Here is a 19,975-nt window from a genome sequence, read left to right as displayed (position 1 = left end):
ACATTTGCAGGTTATTGTATCGAAACGGGGGTTTAAGAGCTTTCCGGCCTATAGTTGGACTCACTGCGGTGACTCGACCAGGAGGTCAGAGATGAAACGATTTACAATTCCCTTCGCCAGCTTAGCAATGATTCTCGTGGGGTGCGGCGGCTCCAGTGGAGGCGGCTCTTCGAATTTCACCTCGCCGAGCGGCCGGCTCGTCACCGACAACCCGACCGGGTGGATGGACTGGGCGACCCTTCAAACGGTGCCCCCGGATACCCAGATGATGGCGCGGATTTGCGACCACGGGTTTGACGTTTACGAGCGACCGGTTCTCCTCCGATCGACCTATGAGGAGGCAGGCGACAAGATGGCGTTGATCGAGCCCGCGAAAAACGACATCAACGGACCCGGCGATAGCGGAAGTCCGGTCCTTTACAAAGGGAAAATCGTAGGCTCGATCTTCGCCGGCATGGACTCGCAGCATCTCTACGTCCGCAGCATCGAGCAGCAGATGGAAGCGAGCCGCGGCATCGGAGCCGCTTCCAAGATCGTCGTCGACACCGCTTATCCCGAACTGGCCCAGAAGATCCTAAAGCACTTCCCGACAGAAATGGCGAGTCGGTACTTGGTTCAGCGGCATGCGGTCACGGCTGGCTCGAGTGTCCGAGCCACGACGCCGCCGGTACCGATCGCCGGGCGTAAATACGCTGCCACATTCTTGGACGGCCCCGACATTGCCGAATACGTGATGGCGACATTTACCCTCCAACTTCCGGATGGCCGGTGGCTTGCGACCGGTCACAGCATCGGAGGTAATGGCGTTCGCGCTCTCCCCGTCTCGATGGCCTATGCAGACGGCCGGCTGCAAGACGGGTCTATTTGGGCTCATCCTTCGGGCTCCGCGTTTGGGACTCTGACAAACGACACGCTTCATGGATCGGTGATCAGCGCGGCGGGGAATCTCGCCAAATACGTCGCGGCGCAGACGGACGTCACCCTCGACGGGGTGGCGAGTCATCGAACCCACCAGGTAACTCTGGATGCCGGAAGCGACGATGAGCGCCTAAGCGAAGAGTACGGTCTGGTCGTGCCGCTCTATTACGCGATCGGTCTTTCCAATGCGCCGATTTACGGAACGGCCACCTTGACGTTGCAGGTGGAAGGCGGTGAACCAATCGTCCTCAACTATGTGGACGACCCTACCAACGGGCCTTTGGAGGGACCGGGCAGCTCCGTTTTCCTGGACATCGACTTTTGGGTGTACTTCGCCCTCTACGAGAATCTGAAGGCTGGCGACGTGGTGACCACGCTTCGCCTCGACGTCTCCCTGACCTCGGGTACACCCCCGCCCCCTCCGCCTTCCGCTCGCCGCCATCGGTAGAGGGCTCTCCTCCAGATTTCAGAGAGGGAGCCGCATGAAGGTCACGCAAAGGCGCGAAGGCGCAAAGAGGGAGGGGAGGGGGATGCTGCTTTCCAGAGCGGCCCCCCGGTGAACGCAAGTTCGCCGCATTGGCGGGGACCGACGCTACGCCATGATCCGGTCGATCTCGGCCAACTCTTCCGGGGCTAACTTCCAGTCGGCCGCGGTCGAGTTGGCGTCTACTTGCTCCGGGCGAGTGGCGCCGGCGATGACGGAGGCGATAACCGGCTTAGAGGCGAGCCAGGAGAAGGCAAGTTCGAGGAGGGAGTGCCCCTTTGACTCCGCGAAACGGATCAATCCCTCCACCTTATCGAGGTTCGCCTCGGTTAGCCAAGCGGAGCCGGCTTGAATGCGGGTGCCTTCGGGGATTGCGTGTCCCTTGCGGTACTTGCCCGTGAGCAGACCGCTAGCGAGGGGGAAGAAGGGCAAGAACGCCAATCCCTGACGCTCGCACTCGGCGAGCACCCCTTCTTCCGGATCGCGCCGGAAGAGAGAGTATTCGTTTTGAACGCTGACGAACCGAGCGCCGGAACCGGCGGCGGCCTCCGCCTCTCGGAGCTGGGCGACCGAGAAATTTGAGCAGCCGATCTCCCGAACTTTGCCGGCCTGAACCAGTTCGTCGAGCGCGCCCAGGGTGTCGGCGATCGGTACGGTCGGGTCCGGAGTGTGGAGCTGGTAGAGGTCGATATGGTCAGTCTGCAGACGGCGAAGGCTGTCCTCGGCAGCTTGGCGGATGTAGACGGGATGCGCCCCCTTTCGATCGGGATCGACCTCCATGCCGAACTTCGTCGCCAGGACGACCTGGTGCCGACGCCCCTTGAGAACGCTTCCGAGAAACTCCTCGCTCTTGGTGCCGCCATAAATATCGGCGGTGTCGAAGAAGTCGACTCCGGCTGCGATGGCCGCGTCCACTACCCGCTTGGTTCCCGCCTCATCAACGCGGCGGCCAAAGTTGTTGCAACCGAGCCCTACCAGCGATACTTCGAGCGATCCGATCCGCCTGCGTTCCATCTTTACCAGTGCTACGCCTCGGGCGCTTCGCCAGTCGGCGTGTAACTACTACCAAGTTGCGACGATTTTTCGCAATCCGGATGTGATGCCTCTCGGTTCACCCGCGCCGACCGATAATCAGCCTTAGCCGATGGGAAGATATCACGCTGCCATCATATCGGGGTTAGCGTGGGTTCTTGGCGCCTCGGCGTCGGCCCAGGTGTCGGGCACGGTGGAAACGTATTACCAGAGCGATCGGCTGTCGCACGGGTTCTCGAACGTGCTGTCGTGGGTCGAGCTGAATGCGCGCCTGAACTCGAATCTCAAAGGGACGTTCTCCATCACCGACTTAAGGTTTAAGCGCGTGTTGGACGAGTTCAACGTCCAATACGAGACCGGCGGCAATATGATCCGGGCTGGGAGAATGAGGATCTCCTTCGGATTCAGCAACTGGTCCGAGCTCTTTTACACCGGCTACAACCACACCCCGATCGTTAGGTCCGCGAACTTGGTCGACAAGACACGACTCAACCGGGACGACGCCGGAATCGAAATCACCACCGGCGGTCCCAACTTGCAGATTCAGGCCGCGGTCGTCGACTCCCGCCCCTCCGATTTTCAGGTGGCGCCGAAGCGTATCCGGTATGGAAGCGTGCGGGTTCAAAGTAGTTTCGGGCCCGTAATCGCCGCCATCGACGCGCTTCCCAGCTTGGATGGTAACGGATCGATCTACGGGTTGGACCTCAGGTGGACCTCACCCCATATCGTGGCGAAAGCGGAGTACATGAAAGGAGTGGGAGACGGTCCCACGGCGCAGGGTTATTACGGAGACGTGGCTTACCGCCTGCCCGGATTGCCCCGGACCCAACTGGTGAGTCGCACGGAGTGGCTGGATCGCAGCAACGGTGGCGAGTTTCGTCTGCACACATTCGGAGCGAAGCAGATCGTGACCCAGAACCTCACCGTGAACGTCAATTACGGTTGGGGAACGGGCAAAGCCCCGGCGTTCGTAGAGAATTCGCCTTCTCTCGGCTGGTCGCTTAGAGCCCTTTTCCAGGTTCACTTCTGATGCTTTCAATATTTGTAGCCGCCATCGTTGCCGGACTACCCACCGCCGAATTGAGCGGAGATGTGAGGCTGGCCAACGGCCGGCCGGCCAAGGACGCGATCGTTTGGTTCGAAGCCCCAGGGGCGAAATCGACGCCGATGAAGCGGCAGAAGATCGATCAGCGGGATATGAGGTTTTCGCCCCACGTGCTGGCGGTGACCGTCGACACCTGGGTGGATTTTCCCAACAACGACACCGTCTTCCACAACGTTTTCAGCGAGTACCACAGCCAACGGTTCGACTTCGGGATGTATCCGAAAGGACAGACGAAGTCGCAAAAATTCGACCGCGCGGGAGTGGCGGTGCTGCTATGCACGATCCATCCACAAATGAGCGCCTACGTGGTTTGCGTCGACACGCCGTATTTCGCCAAAGCAGATGCTCGCGGGCGATTCCACATCGCGAATGTGCCCACCGGTGAGTATCGGGTCAAGGTCTGGCACGAATCGGGCGAGGAGCTGTCGCAATCGATAGCCGTTAACGGCGTCGATCCGATCCGCTTACAAATTCACAGGAGGAGATGAAGTATCCGCTTGCCACCCGAATACGTTTATTCGTGGCGATCCTTTGTCTTGGATTCGGCTTGTCGGTGCTTGGCATCTTCAATTACCTGACCTCGCGCCAGGCCACGGAAACCGCCCGGCGGGAGACCGCGCGAGGCGCGGCGGTGCTGTCCGGTTCGCTCCAAAACCGGACGAGGGTTTTCCGCAGCGTAGCGAGCCAGATCGCCTCGTCGCCGAAGGTGACCTACCTTGCGATGACCGACGCCCAGACGATCAAAGATCAGATCGAGAAGGGGCTCGTCAGTCAGTTCGGCGGGACGGACGCCTTTGTGATCACCGACCTGAACGGCAGCGTGGTAGGCGAGTACGGGTTCACCACACCTACCAGTGCCTCCGCCGATACCGGCATCTCGAACGTGATCAAAAGCCAGCGCCCCTGGAGCGGAGTGGTCGTTCGCGATGGCGATATGATGATCGAGGCTTCCTATCCGGTCTTCTTCGATCGATTTTTTAAAGGGACGGTAACGACCTACCTCCGATTTGGCGAGCAGCTCGCCCGAGAGATCTCCGAGCTTTCCGAGCTGAAGGTGATGTTCGCCAAAGATGGCGTTATGACCCGCGGCTCGCTGCCGGGGACCGGCCTGCGCGTCGGCAGCCTAACGGAGCCTTGGCCCCTGACGATTGGAAAGGACGAATACGTGGCCCAGTACCGGCCGCTGCCCGGAACCGACGCGGGAGCCCATGAGGGGTTTGTCGTACTGAGGTCGACGGCGGAGCTGATGGCTCCGGCCAAGCAATTCAGCCTCGCGTTTCTGAGCGCCCTCGGCGTCGTTTGCCTTTTGGCCCTCGTGGGTGGGACGCTCTTTAGTCAACGCATCGGGCGGGGGCTGGACGACGTGGTTCGGGCCGCCCGGATGCTGCAGGCGGGTGGCTGGCCCGACCGGTTCCAGGTCCGCCGCACCGACGAGATCGGGCTGGTGCAGGCGACGTTCAATGACATGACGGAGTCGATGCGGCGATCGCAGGAGCGGCTTCTGGCGATGCTGGACGTCGATCCGTTGACCGAGCTGGATAACCACCGCCACTTCAAGGAGTCTCTGCCGACCGAAGCGGCCCGAACCGCGGCCGCCGGCGAGTCGCTCGCCCTGCTGCTCCTGGACATCGACAACTTCTCCGAATACAATCGGGAGAAAGGGCATGCCGAGGGGGATCGAAAGCTCAAAGAGATCGCGGCGGTCTTGCGGGAGGCGCGGCCGGAGTTTGCATCCGTCGCCCGGTACGGCGGGGAAGAGTTTGCGATCCTGCTGCCCGGCTATTCCGTGCAGGACGCCGGAGTGCTCTATAAGCTCATCGCCGGTTCGGTTAAGGGGGTTACCCTCAGCGGAGGTTGCGCCGAGCTGGTGTCCGCGCGCGGGCAGACCGAAGGGCTTATCGTGGCGGCGCAACTCGCCCTGGAGCGGGCAAAACAGCTAGGCCGTCACCGGCTCTGCGAGTTCGGCGAGGTGCCAGGAGCGGGCGGAGACGACCCGAAACAGCTTTACCGCTACCTCCACGACGGTACGTACGCCACCGTCAAAGCGCTCGCCGCCGCCGTCGATGCGAAGGACCCGTACACTCACGGCCATTCGGACAGGGTGGCGGGGTTTGCCTCCGATCTCGCCGCCTATGTGGGAGCGGATCCGACCGAAGTGGACCTGATCCATCGTTGCGGAACCTTGCACGACGTCGGAAAGATCGGCGTGCCCGATGCCATCCTCCAGAAGCCTGGCCGGCTCGATCCGGACGAGGTGCGCACGATGCAGGCTCACGCCGTTCTGGGAGAGTTCATCGTCGCCAAGATTCCCCAACTCGCGGAGTTGCTGCCCGGGGTGCGGCATCACCACGAGCGTTTCGATGGAGGCGGCTACCCGGACGGCATCGGCGGCTACGACATTCCGCGTATCGCGCGTTTCCTGGCGGTTGCGGATACGTACGACGCGATGACCAGCGACCGACCGTATCGCCGAGGTATGCCCCCGGAGGTCGCGCTCGAAGAGATTGAACGCGGTGCGGGAACCCAGTTCGACCCCGATCTGGCCCTTGCCTTTGTTCAGATGATGCGGGCTCGAACGAGCCACGTTCTCACATAGCTCAGCAAGCCCAGGAGCGCGAGCTTCAGCTCGCATATGGGGTTCGACTTTAGTCGACGCCGAGCCGCGGGCTAAAGCCCGACGGCGCAAGCCGGCTAAAGCTGGCGCTCCTTCTGGATTCTACGAAACGTTTCTCACCCCAAACGGGATGGACTCTGCTATAACGTGCGTCGTGGATCGCGGAGCCTTCACTTTGCCGGCGTTGGCAGGCGTCGTTTTGCTCGCCTTTGGCGTGAGCGAGGCGCTGACCAAGAAGCCCGATCTTCCCGGCAAGGTACACGTCGCTTATTGGGAGAAGTGGACCGACTTCGAGTTTCAGGCGATGAAAGACGTCGTCGACGATTTCAACCGTTCGCAAGACAAGATCCAGGTCGACATCCTCTCCGTCAGCAGCATCCAGGACAAGACGCTAATGGCGATTTCGGGCAACGTGCCGCCGGACCTCGCCGGGCTGTACGGTCCCAATGTCACTCAGTACGCGGACGACCACGCCGTGCTTCCTCTGGACGACATGTGCCGCGAAGCCGGGATCAAGGCTGAGCAATACATTCCGGTTTTTTGGGATATCGGCGTTGCCCGAGGGCACATTTACGGTCTTCCCGCTACCCCCGGATCGATCGCCCTTCATTACAACACGAAGATGTTTAAGGAGGCCGGTCTAGACCCCGACAAGCCGCCCCAAACCTTCGACGAACTTTTCGCCGTTTCCGAAAAGCTCACCAAGGTCGATCCAAGTGGAAAGGTGACCCTGGCCGGGTTCCTACCTGCCGAGCCCGGGTGGTGGAACTGGATGTGGGGTCCGTTCTTCGGCGGCCGGTGGTGGGATGGCGGAACCAAGATCACGGCAAACTGTCCGGAAAACGTTCGGGCCTACGAGTGGGTTCAGCAGTTCGCCAAGAAATACGGGCCGGGGCAGCTCCAGTCTTTCCGAAGCGGCTTTGGCAACTTCTCCTCCCCCCAGAACGGATTCTTGGCCGAGCACCTGGCAATGGTTCCCCAGGGGGTCTGGATGTACAACTTCATCAAGAAGTTTTCGCCCAACCTGCAATGGAAGGCAAGCCCGATGCCCCATCCGAGCGATCGGCCCGATCTGGCCAACGGGACCCTCGTCGATCTCGACGTTCTTTGTATTCCGCGGGGAGCTAAGCATCCGAAAGAGGCGTTCGAATTCATCAAATACGTGCAGTCGCAAAAGGGAATGGAGAAGCTTTGCTTGGGACAGAAGAAGGCGACTCCGCTCAGAGCGGTGAGCCCTGGCTTCTTCGAGAAGCATCCGAACCCGTTTATCCAATTGTTCGCGACCTTGCCTTACAGCAAGACGCTGGCCGTCGCCCCCAAGCTCGGGATCTGGCCGGAGTACCAATCGGAGATCGACAGCGCGTTCGATTCGATCATGCTCATGCAGAAAACGCCGAAGCAGGCGCTGGATGACATTCAAGCGCGGATGCAGCCGAAGCTTGACCAATATCTGACGCGGTTGAAAGTGCGAGGTGAGGAATGACATCTCTCACCAAGAAGCAAGCATGGGCGGGATTTCTGTTCGCCTCCCCGTGGTTGGTCGGCTTTTCCGTCTTCCTCGCCTATCCTCTGATCGCCTCGATGTACTACAGCTTCTGCGACTATTCGGTCTTGAAGCCACCGGTCCCGATCGGGTTCGAGAACTATCGCGAGCTTGCCGGCGACGAGCTCTTTTGGAAGGCGCTCGTCAACACCTTTATTTACGCGGTGATGGCGATTCCGACTGGGATGGCGACTGCCCTGATTCTCGCCATGCTGCTGAACGCCAAGGTGAAAGGGATGGCGATTTATCGCACCCTCTTTTTTATCCCGGCGCTTGTGCCTCAGGTGTCGCTCGCGGTGCTGTGGCTATGGGTATTGAACGGAGAGCATGGAGTGCTCAACGTGGTGCTCGCTAAATTCCACATTCCCGGACCGAACTGGCTGACGCAACCGGCTTGGACTAAGCCGTCGATGGTCCTCATGAGTCTCTGGGGCGTCGGCAACTCTATCCTTATCTACCTGGCGAGCCTTCAGGACGTCCCTCAGGCTCTGTTGGAAGCCGCCGATCTCGACGGGGCCAACGGCTGGCAGCGAACAAAGAATGTTACGTTGCCGATGATTTCGCCGGTAATTCTGTTCAACGGCATCATGGGATTGATTGGCAGCCTGCAGATCTTCACCGTGCCCTACATCATGTTTACGAACGGTAATCCGGCCCGGTCTAGCTATTTCTACACCGCTTACCTTTACGACAGCGCCTTCAAATACCACAAGATGGGTTACGCCAGCGCCATGGGCTGGATCATGTTTATCATCATCCTTATCCTGACCTTCGTCTCGCTAAAGCTCAGCGACCGGCACGTTCATTACCAGGGGAGCTAATCCGATGCAGAGTCAGCGAAACGTCTCCCTCGTTCAGAAGTTCTTCGTTCAGCTCGCGCTGATCGTCTTCGGCATCTCGTTTGCGTTCCCCTTCGTGTGGCTCTTATCGACCGCGCTAAAGACGCTCCCGGAGACGATGAAGGATCCGCCTCAGTGGATTCCGGCCCAGTTCCAGTGGCACAACTTCTGGGACGCGATCAACTACGGAAGCGAAAGCGTGGGCTACGTCCCGTTCGAAATCTACGCGCGCAACACGCTTCTCGTATGCGTGCTGGTCGTTTGCGGAACGGTGGCCTCCAACTCGGTCGTCGCCTATTCGTTCGCGCGGCTGAAATGGCCGGGCCGCGACGCGTTGTTCGCGGTAACGCTCGCGACGATGATGGTCCCGTTCCCGGTCCTGATGGTTCCGACGTTCGGCATCTTCCGATCGCTGGACTGGATCGGAACCTTCCGTCCGCTGTGGGTACCGGCTTGGTTTGGCAGCGCGTTCAGCATCTTCCTGCTTCGGCAGTTCTTCCGGACGATCCCATTCGAACTCAGCGAAGCCGCCAAGATCGACGGCGCCAGCGAATGGCGGATCTTCCGCGATGTGATCATTCCGCTGAGCAAGCCGGCCCTGGCCGTGGTGGCATTGTTTGCGTTTATGGGGGCCTGGAACGACTTCATCGGGCCGCTGATCTACCTTCTCGACCAGAAGATGTTCACCCTCTCCCTCGGCCTGCAGTCGTACCAAAGCCAGAACGGAGGAACCCAGTGGAACCTGCTGATGGCGGCGTCGACGATCGTCATTCTGCCGATCATCATCCTCTTCTTCTTTACCCAACGCCTCTTCATTCAAGGCATCGCGGTAACGGGATTGAAAGGTTAATCCGGAGCCCTCGCCCGCCAGCTTTCAGGAGTGGACTGGCGAGTGAAACGAGGTTCCGGCGTTGCCGCTTAGTGCGACGGGCGCTCGACGGCGACTCGCATCGCTTTTTCGAGGTCTTCCGGGCGGAAGGTGCCTTCGATCTGCGTGCCGCCGGAGGGGCCGGTCTTTACTCGGATGCAGCCATCAATCGGGGCGATTTCAACCGAATGGCCGGCATGCCTGAGCGCCACGCAGCGCCCCTCGAGCGCCCGAGAAAGGGTTTCAGCGGGGATGGGCGGCGTCGAGACCTCGTTGATCGTCGAATCGGTCAACGAGAGGATGAAGCCGCGGCCGGGTTGCCAGCCGACGCGCAGCATGACGTACGGCCTACCGAGCGACGTCGTCGGCTCTGCGGCGGTGACTGGAATTGGAGCGCGCCTAACCGAGATCTTGCTTATCGGGGGTTGGTTTCGGGCTCTCCACATAGTCTCGGTATCGGTATTTTTCATCCCGATCTTCAGGGGACTCGTTGCCGATGTTTCGTTAAGAATTAGGGTTAAACGCGGCTTCTTCGAAAGAGCGAAGGAGAGACGCCGACGCTTTGCTTGAACTGCCGGGAGAAAAACGCGGCGCTGCCATAGCCCAGCCGCTCCGAGATCGCTTCCAGAGTCAAATCGGTGTCGATAAGCATCTCCTTTGCCCTGACGGTTCGCGTGGTGATCAGGTGGTCGCGCAGCGAGTGTCCCATCGCGGCTCGAAAACGGCGGCGTAGTGTGGATGGCGCCATCGCAAGATCGGTGGCCAGGGCAGAAAAATCGTGCTCAAACGGCGGCACGGAATCGAGCCTTCGGAGGACGTCGGTTAGCCACTCCTCCCTCCGAGCGGAACCGGCCCGGGCCTCGGCGAGCTGCAGCAACATTCCCTCTAAGAGATTGATCCCGCGCCGCCACGACCAAATGTCGTCACGCTTGGCGAACTCGATCAGGCGATCCATTTTGGTGGGGAACTCCTCATCGTCGACGGCCTGGGGCGCCGTCGGCCAGAGCCCTTCCGCCACCCACCGTCCGACGAGCGGCCCTTGGAAGGCGACATGCCGGTGGAACCAAGTCTGCCGGCTGTTGGCGGAGGTGAAGTAGACCCTCGGGCCTGGATGAGCGGGCCAGAACGTCGGACCCTCGCACCGATAGCGCCGATCGTCGTAAGCGATCTCGACCGCGCCTCGTTCCATGTACTGGATCGTCGAGTATCCGACCAGATGTTTGTCCACCACTTGCCAGCATTCCGGGACGCGCGAAGCGGCCAGAAACGCCAGATCGAGACCGCCTGAACTGAGCATTAAGTGTAAGTTTACGCTCACCGAGTGCATTGTCGGGGCGCCTGCGTGAGCGTAGGCTGTAACCACGAAAGGAGAACGACGATGATCAGCGACGCTCAATGGCAACAGTTCGAACGGGATGGCTATCTGAACTTGGGGAAACTTCTCTCCGACGAGGAGTTAGCGGGACTTCAAAAACGAATCGACGAGATCATGCTCGGGGAAGCCTCTCTGGACTACGGCCGTCTTTTGATGCAGCTCGACAGCACCACCGGCGAGTATAAAGACGCACCGGAACAGAGCAACGGCTTTAAAGGAGCGACCCTCGCCTACCGAAAGATCCAAAACCTGGAGCATGACGACCTCTTTAGCGCCTATCTTCGCAAGCCGGTCTTCCGCGACATCTGCGCCCGAGCATACGGCCCCGAAACGCCCATCGCCTGCTTCCGGGCGATGTTTATGAACAAGCCTTCGCATCAGGGCACGAAGCTGCCGTGGCATCAGGACGCCTGGACCGATCTCGACCGCCAGCCCACGATCACCCTCTGGACCGCCCTCGACCCCGCGACCAAGGCGAACGGCTGCGTGGAGGCGATCCCGGGCAGCCATCGTGGTGGGCTGATCAACCCGGAGCATAATTCCGGCTTCTTGAGTCAAGAGCAAGCCGCCGAAATCTGCACCCCCGACAAGGTCGTGTACCTAGAGTTGAAGCCGGGCGAAGTGGTCTTGCTGCACAACTGGCTGCTCCACAGCTCCGATGTCAATCGGACCGACGTGTCGCGGCGCGGCTTTAGCGTTTGTTACATGGACGCAAATACCGTCTCCAAATCCGGCGCCCGTTTCGAGCCGCTTTTCGAAGCCGTGGCGGTTTAGAGTTGGACCGCCAGTCTCCATACCGGTCCCTGGCGAACGTACGTTCGCCTTTTACCGGTCTGGGGACCGGCGGTCCGTCGGAGCCGCTTTTTCAGAGGGCCGGGTCGGGTACAACGGACCTGCAGCATGCTGGAGTGGGTTTCCCATTTACATCCGATATTGCAGGCGATCATCCGGATCGTCCTGTTTTTTGCCCCGCTCTTCATGGCCCTTCCGGTGGTCATCTGGTACGAGCGAAGGCTGCTCGCTTGGTTTCAGGATCGCTTTGGCCCGAATCGGACCGGCACGATCACCTTTTCCCGCACCAGCCATCTCGTTCCAGGTTTTCTGCGCGGACATAAGATCTCCCTTTGGGGCCTTCCGCAGATCCTCGCCGACGGCGTGAAGTCGTTCTTCAAGGAAGATTTCGCCCCCGGAATGGTGGACCGGCTGCTGTACTTCGCCGCTCCAGCCGTGTTCCTGTTTCCTGCGTTCATGCTGGGCGGCACGATTCCTTGGGGGCCGTTCCACGTTCTGACGCCGATCTCCGACATCGACATCGGCATCCTCTACATCCTCGCCGTCAGCTCGCTTGGAGTGTACGGAGTGGTGCTCGCGGGTTACAGCTCGAACAACAAGTATTCGCTGCTCGGCGGCCTCCGCAGCTCGGCCCAGCTCATCAGCTACGAACTGGGCATGGGAATGGCGTTGGCGGCGGTGGTGATGGCGGCGGGCACGCTCCGGCCCACCGGCATCGTGGCGGCTCAAGAAGGGCCGCTTTGGGGCTTCTTCCCGGCCCTGGCCAACTGGAACATCTTCACGCCGTACGGATTCGTGGCGGGAATCATCTTCCTCATCTGCATGATCGCAGAGACGAATCGGGCCCCGTTCGACTTGCCCGAAGCGGAGAGCGAGCTCGTGGCCGGCTACAACACGGAGTACTCCACCAAAAAGTGGGTACTCTTCATGATGGGCGAGTACGTGGGAATGCTGGTCTATGGCGGCATTTTCGCCACGGTGTTCCTGGGCGGATACCACCTCGCGCCGTTCCCGTTCGCTTGGCTCGCCGAGCACTACCCGTCCACGAGCGGCCTCTGGAACACGCTCGACTATCTGAACGGAAACAGCTGGCTCGGCATCGTTTGGTTCTGGCTGAAGGTCGCGGTGGCGATCACCGGCTACATCTGGATCCGCGCCACCCTGCCTCGACTCCGCTACGACCAGCTTATGTCGCTGGGGTGGAAGTCGCTGCTGCCGCTTGCGGTGGCAAACCTAATCGTGGTGGCGATGTGGATTCTGATCGACCGCCTCTACGGTCCGGTCTGGGCGCTCGGCACCGTGGTCTTGGCCGCGGCGATCCTTATCGCGCTCTACAAGTCGATCCATAAGTTGAACGAGCCGGAAGAGAAGAAGTCGGACGAGCGGCGAACCGTCGTGATGAACGATCTACCCGCGCAGAAACCGGTTTTGCCGGTGGAGGAAACGGTGCCGGCAACCCTATGAATTGCTTGATTGCTGGATTGCTTGATTGCTTGATTGCTGGAGGCCACGTAGGCCGGCCCACAAGATTCTCCTCATCGAGCAATGATTTTGGGGGTATGCGAAAGATATGAACCTGGGTGGGGTCGAGATCACCCCGAACTTGTTGCTGTTCGGAGCGCTGGCGGGCGCCATCGTGCTTTGCGCGATTGGGGTCGTGGCGTTTAACAATCCGATCCGGTCCGCGCTTTGCCTGGTGGTGAATTTCTTCCTGCTGGCGTTCGTGTACTTCTCGCTGAACGCGGAAACGCTCGGCGTGACCCAGATCGTGGTTTACACCGGCGCGATCATGGTGCTGTTCCTCTTCGTGATCATGCTGCTCAACCTAGGTGCGCCGGTCGTGCTCAAGGAAAAAGCGGACTGGAAGAAGGCGGCGGGCGCAATCTTGGGGCTTGGGCTCTTCGCGGTGGTTGGTTCGCAGGTTCTGCCGCACTTCATCGGCGCCACGCAGCCGCATGCGATGGAAGGATTTGGAGCGCCGCCGGTAATCGGCCGGGCGCTATTTACGGACTACATTTTCCCGTTCGAAGCGGTGAGCATCCTGTTGCTCGTCGGCATCGTCGGCTCGATCCTGCTGGCAAAGAGGCGCGTATGAACGGAGTTCCACTTGCGGCTTATCTGGCGCTCGGCCTGTTCATGTTTGCGACCGGGGTCGTCGGCGTCATCATTCGCCGGAACCCGATCGTGATTTTTATGTGCATCGAGCTGATGCTGAACGCGGTCAACCTTACGTTCCTCGCTTTCGCCAAGTACCAGATTTCGAACGTCGGCGCGGCCGACAGCCTGGCGGCTCAGCGAAGCGTAGTGGCCGGCCAGATGATGGTCGTCTTCGTGATGGCGGTCGCGGCGGCCGAGGTGGCGGTGGGACTGGGGATTATCATGTCGATCTTCCGGCTGCGGGAAAACGTCGACATCGACGAGCTGAATTTGCTTAGAGGCTAACAAGAAGGATGAACGGCAATTTTAGTCTGATTTGGGCGGTTCTCCTTCTGCCCGTGGTCGGCTTCCTTGTCCAGGCTTTCCTCGGCAAGCGGCTCGCGAAGTCGATGGGCAAGCGAGTCGTCGGCGCGCTGGCAGTGATCCCGATTCTGCTGGCGTTTGCCGCCGCGGTGATGGTCACTCTGGATCTGTCCGGCCTGGCGGAAGCGCAACGGGCGGTGATCGTCACCGGGATTCCTTGGATCGACATCGAGTCGTTGAAGGTGCCGTTTGAATTTCTGATCGACCCGCTGTCGATGACGATGGTGCTCATCATCACCGGAATCGGCGGCCTGATCCACCTTTACGCCACCGGCTATATGGCGGAAGAGCGCGATTACGCGAGGTTCTTTACCTACCTGAATCTCTTCATCGCCTCGATGCTGATCCTGGTGCTCGGGAACAACTTGCTTCTCCTGTTCATGGGCTGGGAAGGGGTTGGGCTTTGCTCGTACCTGCTGATCGGCTTTTGGTACAAGGATCTGGCGAACGCGCGGGCGGCGAACAAGGCGTTTATCGTCAATCGAATCGGCGACTGGGGACTTGGCCTTGGCCTCTTCATGATCTTCGCCCTGTTGACGACGAGCAACGTCAAGGCGGAGGGGGCGCGCTTTCTGAGCTACGACGTGATGCTGCCCGAGCTCGGGCGCATCCTCGCTCAGAACCCGGCGGCGGCGACGATGCTCGCCATTCTGCTCTTCATCGGCGCGGCGGGCAAGTCGGCGCAGTTTCCGCTTTATCTTTGGCTCCCGGACGCGATGGCCGGCCCCACTCCGGTTTCCGCGCTCATCCATGCCGCCACGATGGTGACATCGGGCGTGGTGTTGCTGAACCGGATGCATATCGTCTTCGAAATGTCGCCGGTGGCGAGCGCGATTATCGCGATCGTCGGCGCATTCACCGCCCTCTTCGCGGCGGTCATTGCGTTCGGGCAGACGGATATCAAGAAGGTGCTCGCCTTTTCGACGGTGTCCCAGCTTGGATTTATGTTCATCGCCTGCGGGGCGGGCGCGTTCTGGGCGGGGATGTTCCACGTAACGACCCACGCCTTCTTCAAGGCGCTACTGTTCCTTGGCGCGGGCGCGGTGATCCATGCGATGGCCCACAACCAGGACATGCGGAACTACGGCAACCTCCGTAAGTATCTGCCGATTACGACCTGGACGATGGTGATCGGGTGGCTTGCGATCGCGGCGATCGCGATCCCGCTTCCCGGCGGAGTTCTCGGATTTGCCGGCGCCTACAGTAAGGAGGCGATTCTCGGCTCGGCGATCGCCGGCAATCACGCGGTCATCAACGGGGTTAACCTCGGGCAGATCGCGGGTTGGACCGGGCTTTTCGTCGCGCTGCTGACGTCGGTTTACATGTCGCGGCTTACGTTCCTAACCTTCTTCGGGACTCAGGAGCGATGGCGGCTCATACCGGCCCACGCCCCTGTCCATTCCGATGAGGCGCACGCGGTCCACGAGGAGACCTCGCTCGATTACACGACCGAGGTCCACGTCGAGGCTCCGGCCGAGGCGGAAATCGAATCGGTTCCCCAGGAGCTCACAGAGGACCCCCACGGCTTCTACTACGCATCCGACCCGCACGCGGAATCGCACGAAGAGCACCACGAATTGGACGAGAACCATACGCCGCGCGAAGTGCCGCCTAGCATGTGGGTTCCGCTTGTGGTTCTCGCCGCGCTGTCGGTTGGTGGGGGCTTCCTGCTCGCGAGGGGCGACGCCTTCAAGCACTGGCTATATCCAATTGGCCTTCCGGTCTTGAAAGACGTCCCGTCAGAAGTTCCGAACCTCGCCGTCTACTCCGCGGTGGCGGCCGCCCTCGGCATCCTTTTGGGAGCGGCGTTCTACATTCGAGGCCTGCCGAAGGATCAGGGATGGGACGAAGGCCGGTGGGCAGGATGGCGACGCGACGCCGCGCGCCAGTTCGGCTTCGATGAGGCGCTCACGGTTACGAGCGTCGAAGGGGGCGGAGACCTTGCGCGGGGTATCTGGCGGTACATCGACGTCGGCTTGGTCGACGGAATTGTCAACGGCCTTGGCCGGTTGGCGGCCGGTATCGGCTCGCTCCTAAAAGTGGCTCAATCCGGTTACGTCCGCTTGTATGCCCTGGTGATGCTTCTCGGCGGGGTTGGCTTCCTGGGCTATCTCTTGGTGATGCTCAATCGAACGGGAGGCAACCACTAAATGCCGATCCTCAGCATTCTCACTTTCCTCCCGCTCCTAGGCGCTTTGCTACTGGCGTTCTTGCCGAAAGAGAACGCAAAGCTTGCCAAGCTACTGGCGCTCGCGCTCACGATTCTGACTCTCGTGTTCGGAATCATCGGCTTGCTGCCGACGTTCCAATCCGCGTCGTCCGGCTTTCAGTTTGAGGAGCAGCACGCGTGGTTCCCGGACCTCGGGGTGTCGTATCACCTCGGCGTAGACGGGATCTCGATGTGGCTGATCCTGCTCACCGCGTTGCTTTCGCTGGTGGCGGTGGCGTTTAGCTGGTATGTCGATAAGCGCCCGCGCTCGTTCATGGCGTTGATCCTGCTACTCGAAGGCGCGATGATCGGAGCGTTTTGCTCGCTTGACCTGGTGTTCTTCTTCACCTTCTTCGAGGCGACCCTGATCCCGATGTGGTTGATGATCCTCGTCTGGGGCGGTGAGCGACGGGCATACGCGGCAAACAAGTTTTTGATCTACACCTTCGCGGGATCGATCTTCTTCCTTGTGGGAATGATCGGGTTGGCGTTGCACTGCAAATCGACCGGCCACGCGCTCACGTTCGACATCGTTCAGATTCAGTCGAGCGTGGCGAACGGCGGTCTCTGGCGGAACGCTTTGCAAGCGGAGGCGTTCCTGTTCTGGTCCTTCGCGGCGGCTTTCCTGGTGAAAAGTCCGATCTTCCCGTTCCACACCTGGGTTCCGGACACGTACGGCGAGTCGCCGACTGCGGGTCCGATTCTTTCCGGCGCGATGGTGAAACTCGGGTCGTATGGTTTCCTCCGCTTCTGCCTCCCCCTCTTCCCGGACGCGGCGAAGAACTCGGTTTCGATTCTGGCGGCGTTGGCGGTTATCGGCGTGCTTTACGCGGCGATCGTCGCCGCGGTGCAAACCGATGCCCGGCGGCTGCTCGCCTACTCTTCCATTTCCCATATGGGGATGGTGATGCTCGGCATCTTCTCCCTGAACGAAGTGGGAATGATCGGCGGAAGCTATCAGCAGCTTAATCACGGAATCGTCTCCGGGCTGCTCTTCTTACTCCTGGGCTTCCTCTATCAGCGACGGGGAACTACGATGCTGCGCGACTTCGGTGGGCTGAAAGGTCAAATGCCGATCTTCGCGGCGATCTTCCTCATCGCGACCCTCGCGTCCTTGGGCCTTCCGGGAACCAACGGGTTCGTTGGAGAGATCCTCGCGCTGTTCGGGATCTACACCACCGGATTCGCCGGACTCTACGGAATCAGCCTGGGGTATGCGATTGCCGCCGGGGCCAGCATGGTGATCGTCGCCGTCTACATGCTGTACATGTTCCAGCAGATCTTCTACGGAGAGAACGCTAACCCGACCAATCGCCGTCTTCGCGACATCAAGCCCTGGGAGATCGCGCTAAGCGGTTCGCTGGCCGTCCTCATTATCGTAGGCGGCCTCTACTCTCGGCTCTTTACGAACCAGATGGAGCAAAGCGTCCGCACGACGCGCGACATGGTAGTTCTTCCGGAAGGCCATCGCCCCACTTGGGAGAGCGCCACCACCGGAACCGGCGTCGCGATGAAGCCGGCGAGGGAGGATCGGGGATGAACACTCGCGAGCGCCTCTTCGCGGCGGCTCGCCGAGGCGAGCCGGATCGCCAACCGCTGATTTATTGGCCTGGGATGACGGATAGCCGGTCCGACGTCGTCGTCCTCGCTCCCGATCCGGAATTCGTCGCCGCCCACTCGGCCAAAGACGAGCGGCCGAAGCTGATCGAAGTTCCGAATCCATTCGGACGAGCATGGGCGCGGGGGATCGACTTAAACGCCGAATTAGCGAAGGACCCGAAGGAAGGGGCTCGTATCCTGGACGAATTTGCCGAGGCGATCCGGACCATGATGAGCCGTTGCCTGGATGCGGGGGCCGACGGCGTTCTCTACCGCCTTCACGGCGCCACTTCCGTTCACTGCACCCCGATGCAGTACGGCGGCCACTATCTGGAGCGGGATCGCGAGCTGCTCGAATCGGTGAAAGGCGCGACCCTCAATTTGCTCTTCGTCGTCGGAGACGCGGATCTATATCTCGATTTCGTCAGCGATCTGCCCGCGCATTTCTTCGGATGGGACGACCGAACGTCCGGTATCGGTACCGAGCAAGGCCGGGCGATGCGGGACGGAGCGGTCGCGACGTTCGACGAATCGGCCGACCTTCGGATCGTCCACCCGCTATCTAGCGCCACTAAAGTTTTGGAGAAGCCCCGTACGTGAACCCACCCTTCATGTTCCCCGTCCCGGAGGCGGACCTCTTCGCGATCCTGCCGGTCGTCATCGTGATGCTCACCGGCATTCTCGCGCTGATCGTCGAGATGGCCCGGCCGAAGCACAACAACGACGCGATCGTGGCAATCTCGTTGCTCGGTCTCGCCGTCGCCGGCTTCCTCGCCTTCCGGAACCTGGGGGATCTGGAGTTCTCGACCTTTAGCGACACGTATCTGGTCGACCGGTTCGGGTCGATCATGCAGATCGTCATCGTGTTGGGAACGCTGCTGAGCATCGTATTCAGCGAAGGATATCTACGCAATAAGAGGATCCCGTTTGGCGAGTTCTATCCGCTGATGCTCTGGTCGTCGACCGGCGCCATGATCATGGCTTCGACGAAGAACCTGTTGGTGATCTTCGTTGGCCTCGAGATTCTTTCCGTCGCTCTCTACGTAATGGCGGGCATGAGCCGAACCGAAGAGAAGTCGAGCGAATCGGCGCTGAAATATTTTCTTCTCGGCGCTTTTGCAAGCGGATTCTTGCTTTACGGCATCTCGTTCCTTTACGGGGCGACCGGTACCTTGCACCTGGAAGAGGTCGCCCGAGCCTGGATCTCGGGTGGCCCCGCCGCCCGCCCGCTGATCGTTTTCGGAGTTGGGATGATCGTCATCGGGCTCGGCTTCAAAGCGAGCCTCGTGCCGTTCCACCAATGGACCCCCGACGTCTATCAAGGGGCGCCAACCAATGTGACGTCGTTTATGGCGACCGTCTCCAAGGTCGGCGCGTTTGCCGCCCTCGTCAGGGTTCTCGACGCGGTTGTCGTCCGCGAGATGGTGGGAATTTGGATTCCCGCGCTCTGCGTACTCGCGGTTTTGACAATGACGGTCGGCAACCTGGTGGCGCTGACGCAGAAGGATGCGAAGCGGATTCTCGGCTACAGCTCGATCGCGCAGGCGGGATATGTATTGGTGGCGGTGATCGCCCACCTGCAAAGCCCAACCACCGTCGGCTACGGGACCATCGCGTACTACCTCTTTGGCTACACCGCAATGACGGCAGGCGCCTTTGCCGTGCTCTCGATGGCTGCGAAGGACGGTAAGGAGGGAACGCTCCTTACCGAACTGAATGGGCTTGCCAAACGAGCTCCGTTCGCGGCGGCGACGTTAGTGATCTTTATCGCCTCGCTGGTCGGTCTGCCGCCGACCGCCGGTTTCTGGGGCAAGTTCCAAATCATTCGGGACATCAGCTCGGCCGGTCTCACCTGGCTCGCGGTGGTTCTGGCGGTGAATTCGATCATCTCGGTCTATTACTATCTGTCGATCGCGATGGCGGTCTACACGGGCGGCGATTCCGTCAGCGAATCAACGCCCGAGCCGCGCCCCGCTCGAACGAACCTCGGCGTTCTCGGTGCGTGCGCGCTCGGTCTAATCGGAGTCCTCGGCGCCCTGGCGCCGCAGGTCGTCAACTTGTTTAACGGGAAGTAATC

The 19,975-nt window shown here is 60.6% G+C and carries 18 protein-coding genes; 15 read left to right on the top strand and 3 right to left on the bottom strand.

What is annotated here, in order from left to right; all coding sequences use genetic code 11:
- Positions 1 to 91 precede the first annotated feature (91 nt).
- Positions 92 to 1,366 (top strand): hypothetical protein, encoded by a 1,275-nt coding sequence (locus OP10G_RS03510; RefSeq protein ID WP_144240973.1) that lies wholly within the window; start codon positions 92 to 94, stop codon positions 1,364 to 1,366.
- 144 nt (positions 1,367 to 1,510) lie between these two features.
- Here the strand turns inward: OP10G_RS03510 and OP10G_RS03505 are convergent, their stop codons facing one another.
- Positions 1,511 to 2,416, bottom strand: a complete 906-nt coding sequence (locus tag OP10G_RS03505) for an aldo/keto reductase (RefSeq protein ID WP_025227263.1) — start codon at positions 2,414 to 2,416, stop codon at positions 1,511 to 1,513.
- Positions 2,417 to 2,546: 130 nt separating this feature from the next.
- Between OP10G_RS03505 and OP10G_RS03500 the strand changes: the two genes are divergently transcribed.
- The 6 genes from OP10G_RS03500 to OP10G_RS03475 all read left to right on the top strand — a co-directional run bounded on the left by OP10G_RS03500 (position 2,547) and on the right by OP10G_RS03475 (position 9,385).
- The gene (locus tag OP10G_RS03500) at positions 2,547 to 3,464 is read left to right on the top strand and encodes a hypothetical protein (RefSeq protein WP_025227264.1); all 918 of its coding nucleotides are present in this window, start codon (positions 2,547 to 2,549) and stop codon (positions 3,462 to 3,464) included.
- Positions 3,464 to 4,027 carry a hypothetical protein gene (locus tag OP10G_RS03495; protein WP_025227265.1) on the top strand — a complete coding sequence of 188 codons (564 nt, stop codon included), beginning with the start codon at positions 3,464 to 3,466 and terminating at the stop codon, positions 4,025 to 4,027. Before OP10G_RS03500 ends, OP10G_RS03495 begins: the two co-directional genes overlap by 1 nt.
- Positions 4,024 to 6,135, top strand: a complete 2,112-nt coding sequence (locus tag OP10G_RS03490; RefSeq protein WP_025227266.1) for an HD domain-containing phosphohydrolase — start codon at positions 4,024 to 4,026, stop codon at positions 6,133 to 6,135. Before OP10G_RS03495 ends, OP10G_RS03490 begins: the two co-directional genes overlap by 4 nt.
- A 172-nt stretch (positions 6,136 to 6,307) precedes the next feature.
- A complete protein-coding gene (locus OP10G_RS03485) occupies positions 6,308 to 7,636 on the top strand; it encodes an ABC transporter substrate-binding protein (protein ID WP_025227267.1) in 1,329 nt (442 codons plus the stop codon).
- Complete coding sequence (locus OP10G_RS03480; RefSeq protein ID WP_025227268.1) at positions 7,633 to 8,517, top strand: carbohydrate ABC transporter permease; 885 nt, start codon at positions 7,633 to 7,635, stop codon at positions 8,515 to 8,517. Before OP10G_RS03485 ends, OP10G_RS03480 begins: the two co-directional genes overlap by 4 nt.
- Positions 8,518 to 8,521: 4 nt before the next feature.
- The gene (locus OP10G_RS03475) at positions 8,522 to 9,385 is read left to right on the top strand and encodes a carbohydrate ABC transporter permease (protein ID WP_025227269.1); all 864 of its coding nucleotides are present in this window, start codon (positions 8,522 to 8,524) and stop codon (positions 9,383 to 9,385) included.
- 68 nt (positions 9,386 to 9,453) lie between these two features.
- On the opposite strand, the gene OP10G_RS03470 is transcribed toward OP10G_RS03475, so the two are convergent.
- Entirely contained in the window at positions 9,454 to 9,741 is a 288-nt protein-coding gene (locus OP10G_RS03470; protein ID WP_144240972.1) for a hypothetical protein, read from the bottom strand.
- Positions 9,742 to 9,920: 179 nt separating this feature from the next.
- The gene (locus tag OP10G_RS03465; protein WP_025227271.1) at positions 9,921 to 10,700 is read right to left on the bottom strand and encodes a helix-turn-helix domain-containing protein; all 780 of its coding nucleotides are present in this window, start codon (positions 10,698 to 10,700) and stop codon (positions 9,921 to 9,923) included.
- Positions 10,701 to 10,781: 81 nt separating this feature from the next.
- On the opposite strand from OP10G_RS03465, the gene OP10G_RS03460 reads away from it, so the two are divergent.
- From OP10G_RS03460 to OP10G_RS03425, 8 genes are all read left to right on the top strand, one after another.
- Positions 10,782 to 11,552 carry a phytanoyl-CoA dioxygenase family protein gene (locus tag OP10G_RS03460; RefSeq protein ID WP_052547512.1) on the top strand — a complete coding sequence of 257 codons (771 nt, stop codon included), beginning with the start codon at positions 10,782 to 10,784 and terminating at the stop codon, positions 11,550 to 11,552.
- Between the two features lie 159 nt (positions 11,553 to 11,711).
- Positions 11,712 to 13,034: a complex I subunit 1/NuoH family protein gene (locus OP10G_RS03455; RefSeq protein ID WP_227625050.1), complete on the top strand. Its 1,323-nt coding sequence runs from the start codon at positions 11,712 to 11,714 to the stop codon at positions 13,032 to 13,034.
- A gap of 106 nt (positions 13,035 to 13,140) precedes the next feature.
- A complete protein-coding gene (locus tag OP10G_RS03450) occupies positions 13,141 to 13,665 on the top strand; it encodes an NADH-quinone oxidoreductase subunit J family protein (RefSeq protein WP_052547510.1) in 525 nt (174 codons plus the stop codon).
- Positions 13,662 to 14,012, top strand: coding sequence for an NADH-quinone oxidoreductase subunit NuoK (gene nuoK / locus OP10G_RS03445; RefSeq protein ID WP_025227275.1), 351 nt, complete (start codon positions 13,662 to 13,664; stop codon positions 14,010 to 14,012). Before OP10G_RS03450 ends, nuoK begins: the two co-directional genes overlap by 4 nt.
- 8 nt (positions 14,013 to 14,020) lie before the next feature.
- A complete protein-coding gene (gene nuoL, locus OP10G_RS03440) occupies positions 14,021 to 16,240 on the top strand; it encodes an NADH-quinone oxidoreductase subunit L (protein WP_052547509.1) in 2,220 nt (739 codons plus the stop codon).
- A complete protein-coding gene (locus OP10G_RS03435; RefSeq protein ID WP_025227277.1) occupies positions 16,241 to 17,839 on the top strand; it encodes a complex I subunit 4 family protein in 1,599 nt (532 codons plus the stop codon). It abuts the gene before it with no gap.
- Positions 17,836 to 18,498: a uroporphyrinogen decarboxylase family protein gene (locus OP10G_RS03430; protein WP_025227278.1), complete on the top strand. Its 663-nt coding sequence runs from the start codon at positions 17,836 to 17,838 to the stop codon at positions 18,496 to 18,498. The genes OP10G_RS03435 and OP10G_RS03430 overlap by 4 nt, the downstream gene beginning before the upstream one ends.
- Entirely contained in the window at positions 18,495 to 19,973 is a 1,479-nt protein-coding gene (locus OP10G_RS03425; protein WP_144240971.1) for an NADH-quinone oxidoreductase subunit N, read from the top strand. The genes OP10G_RS03430 and OP10G_RS03425 overlap by 4 nt, the downstream gene beginning before the upstream one ends.
- Positions 19,974 to 19,975: the final 2 nt, after the last annotated feature.

This window comes from Fimbriimonas ginsengisoli Gsoil 348 (assembly GCF_000724625.1).
GTDB classification, from domain to species: Bacteria; Armatimonadota; Fimbriimonadia; order Fimbriimonadales; family Fimbriimonadaceae; genus Fimbriimonas; species Fimbriimonas ginsengisoli.
Note: the sequence above shows the minus strand (reverse complement) of the source record. Positions and strands in the feature narration are given on the sequence as shown.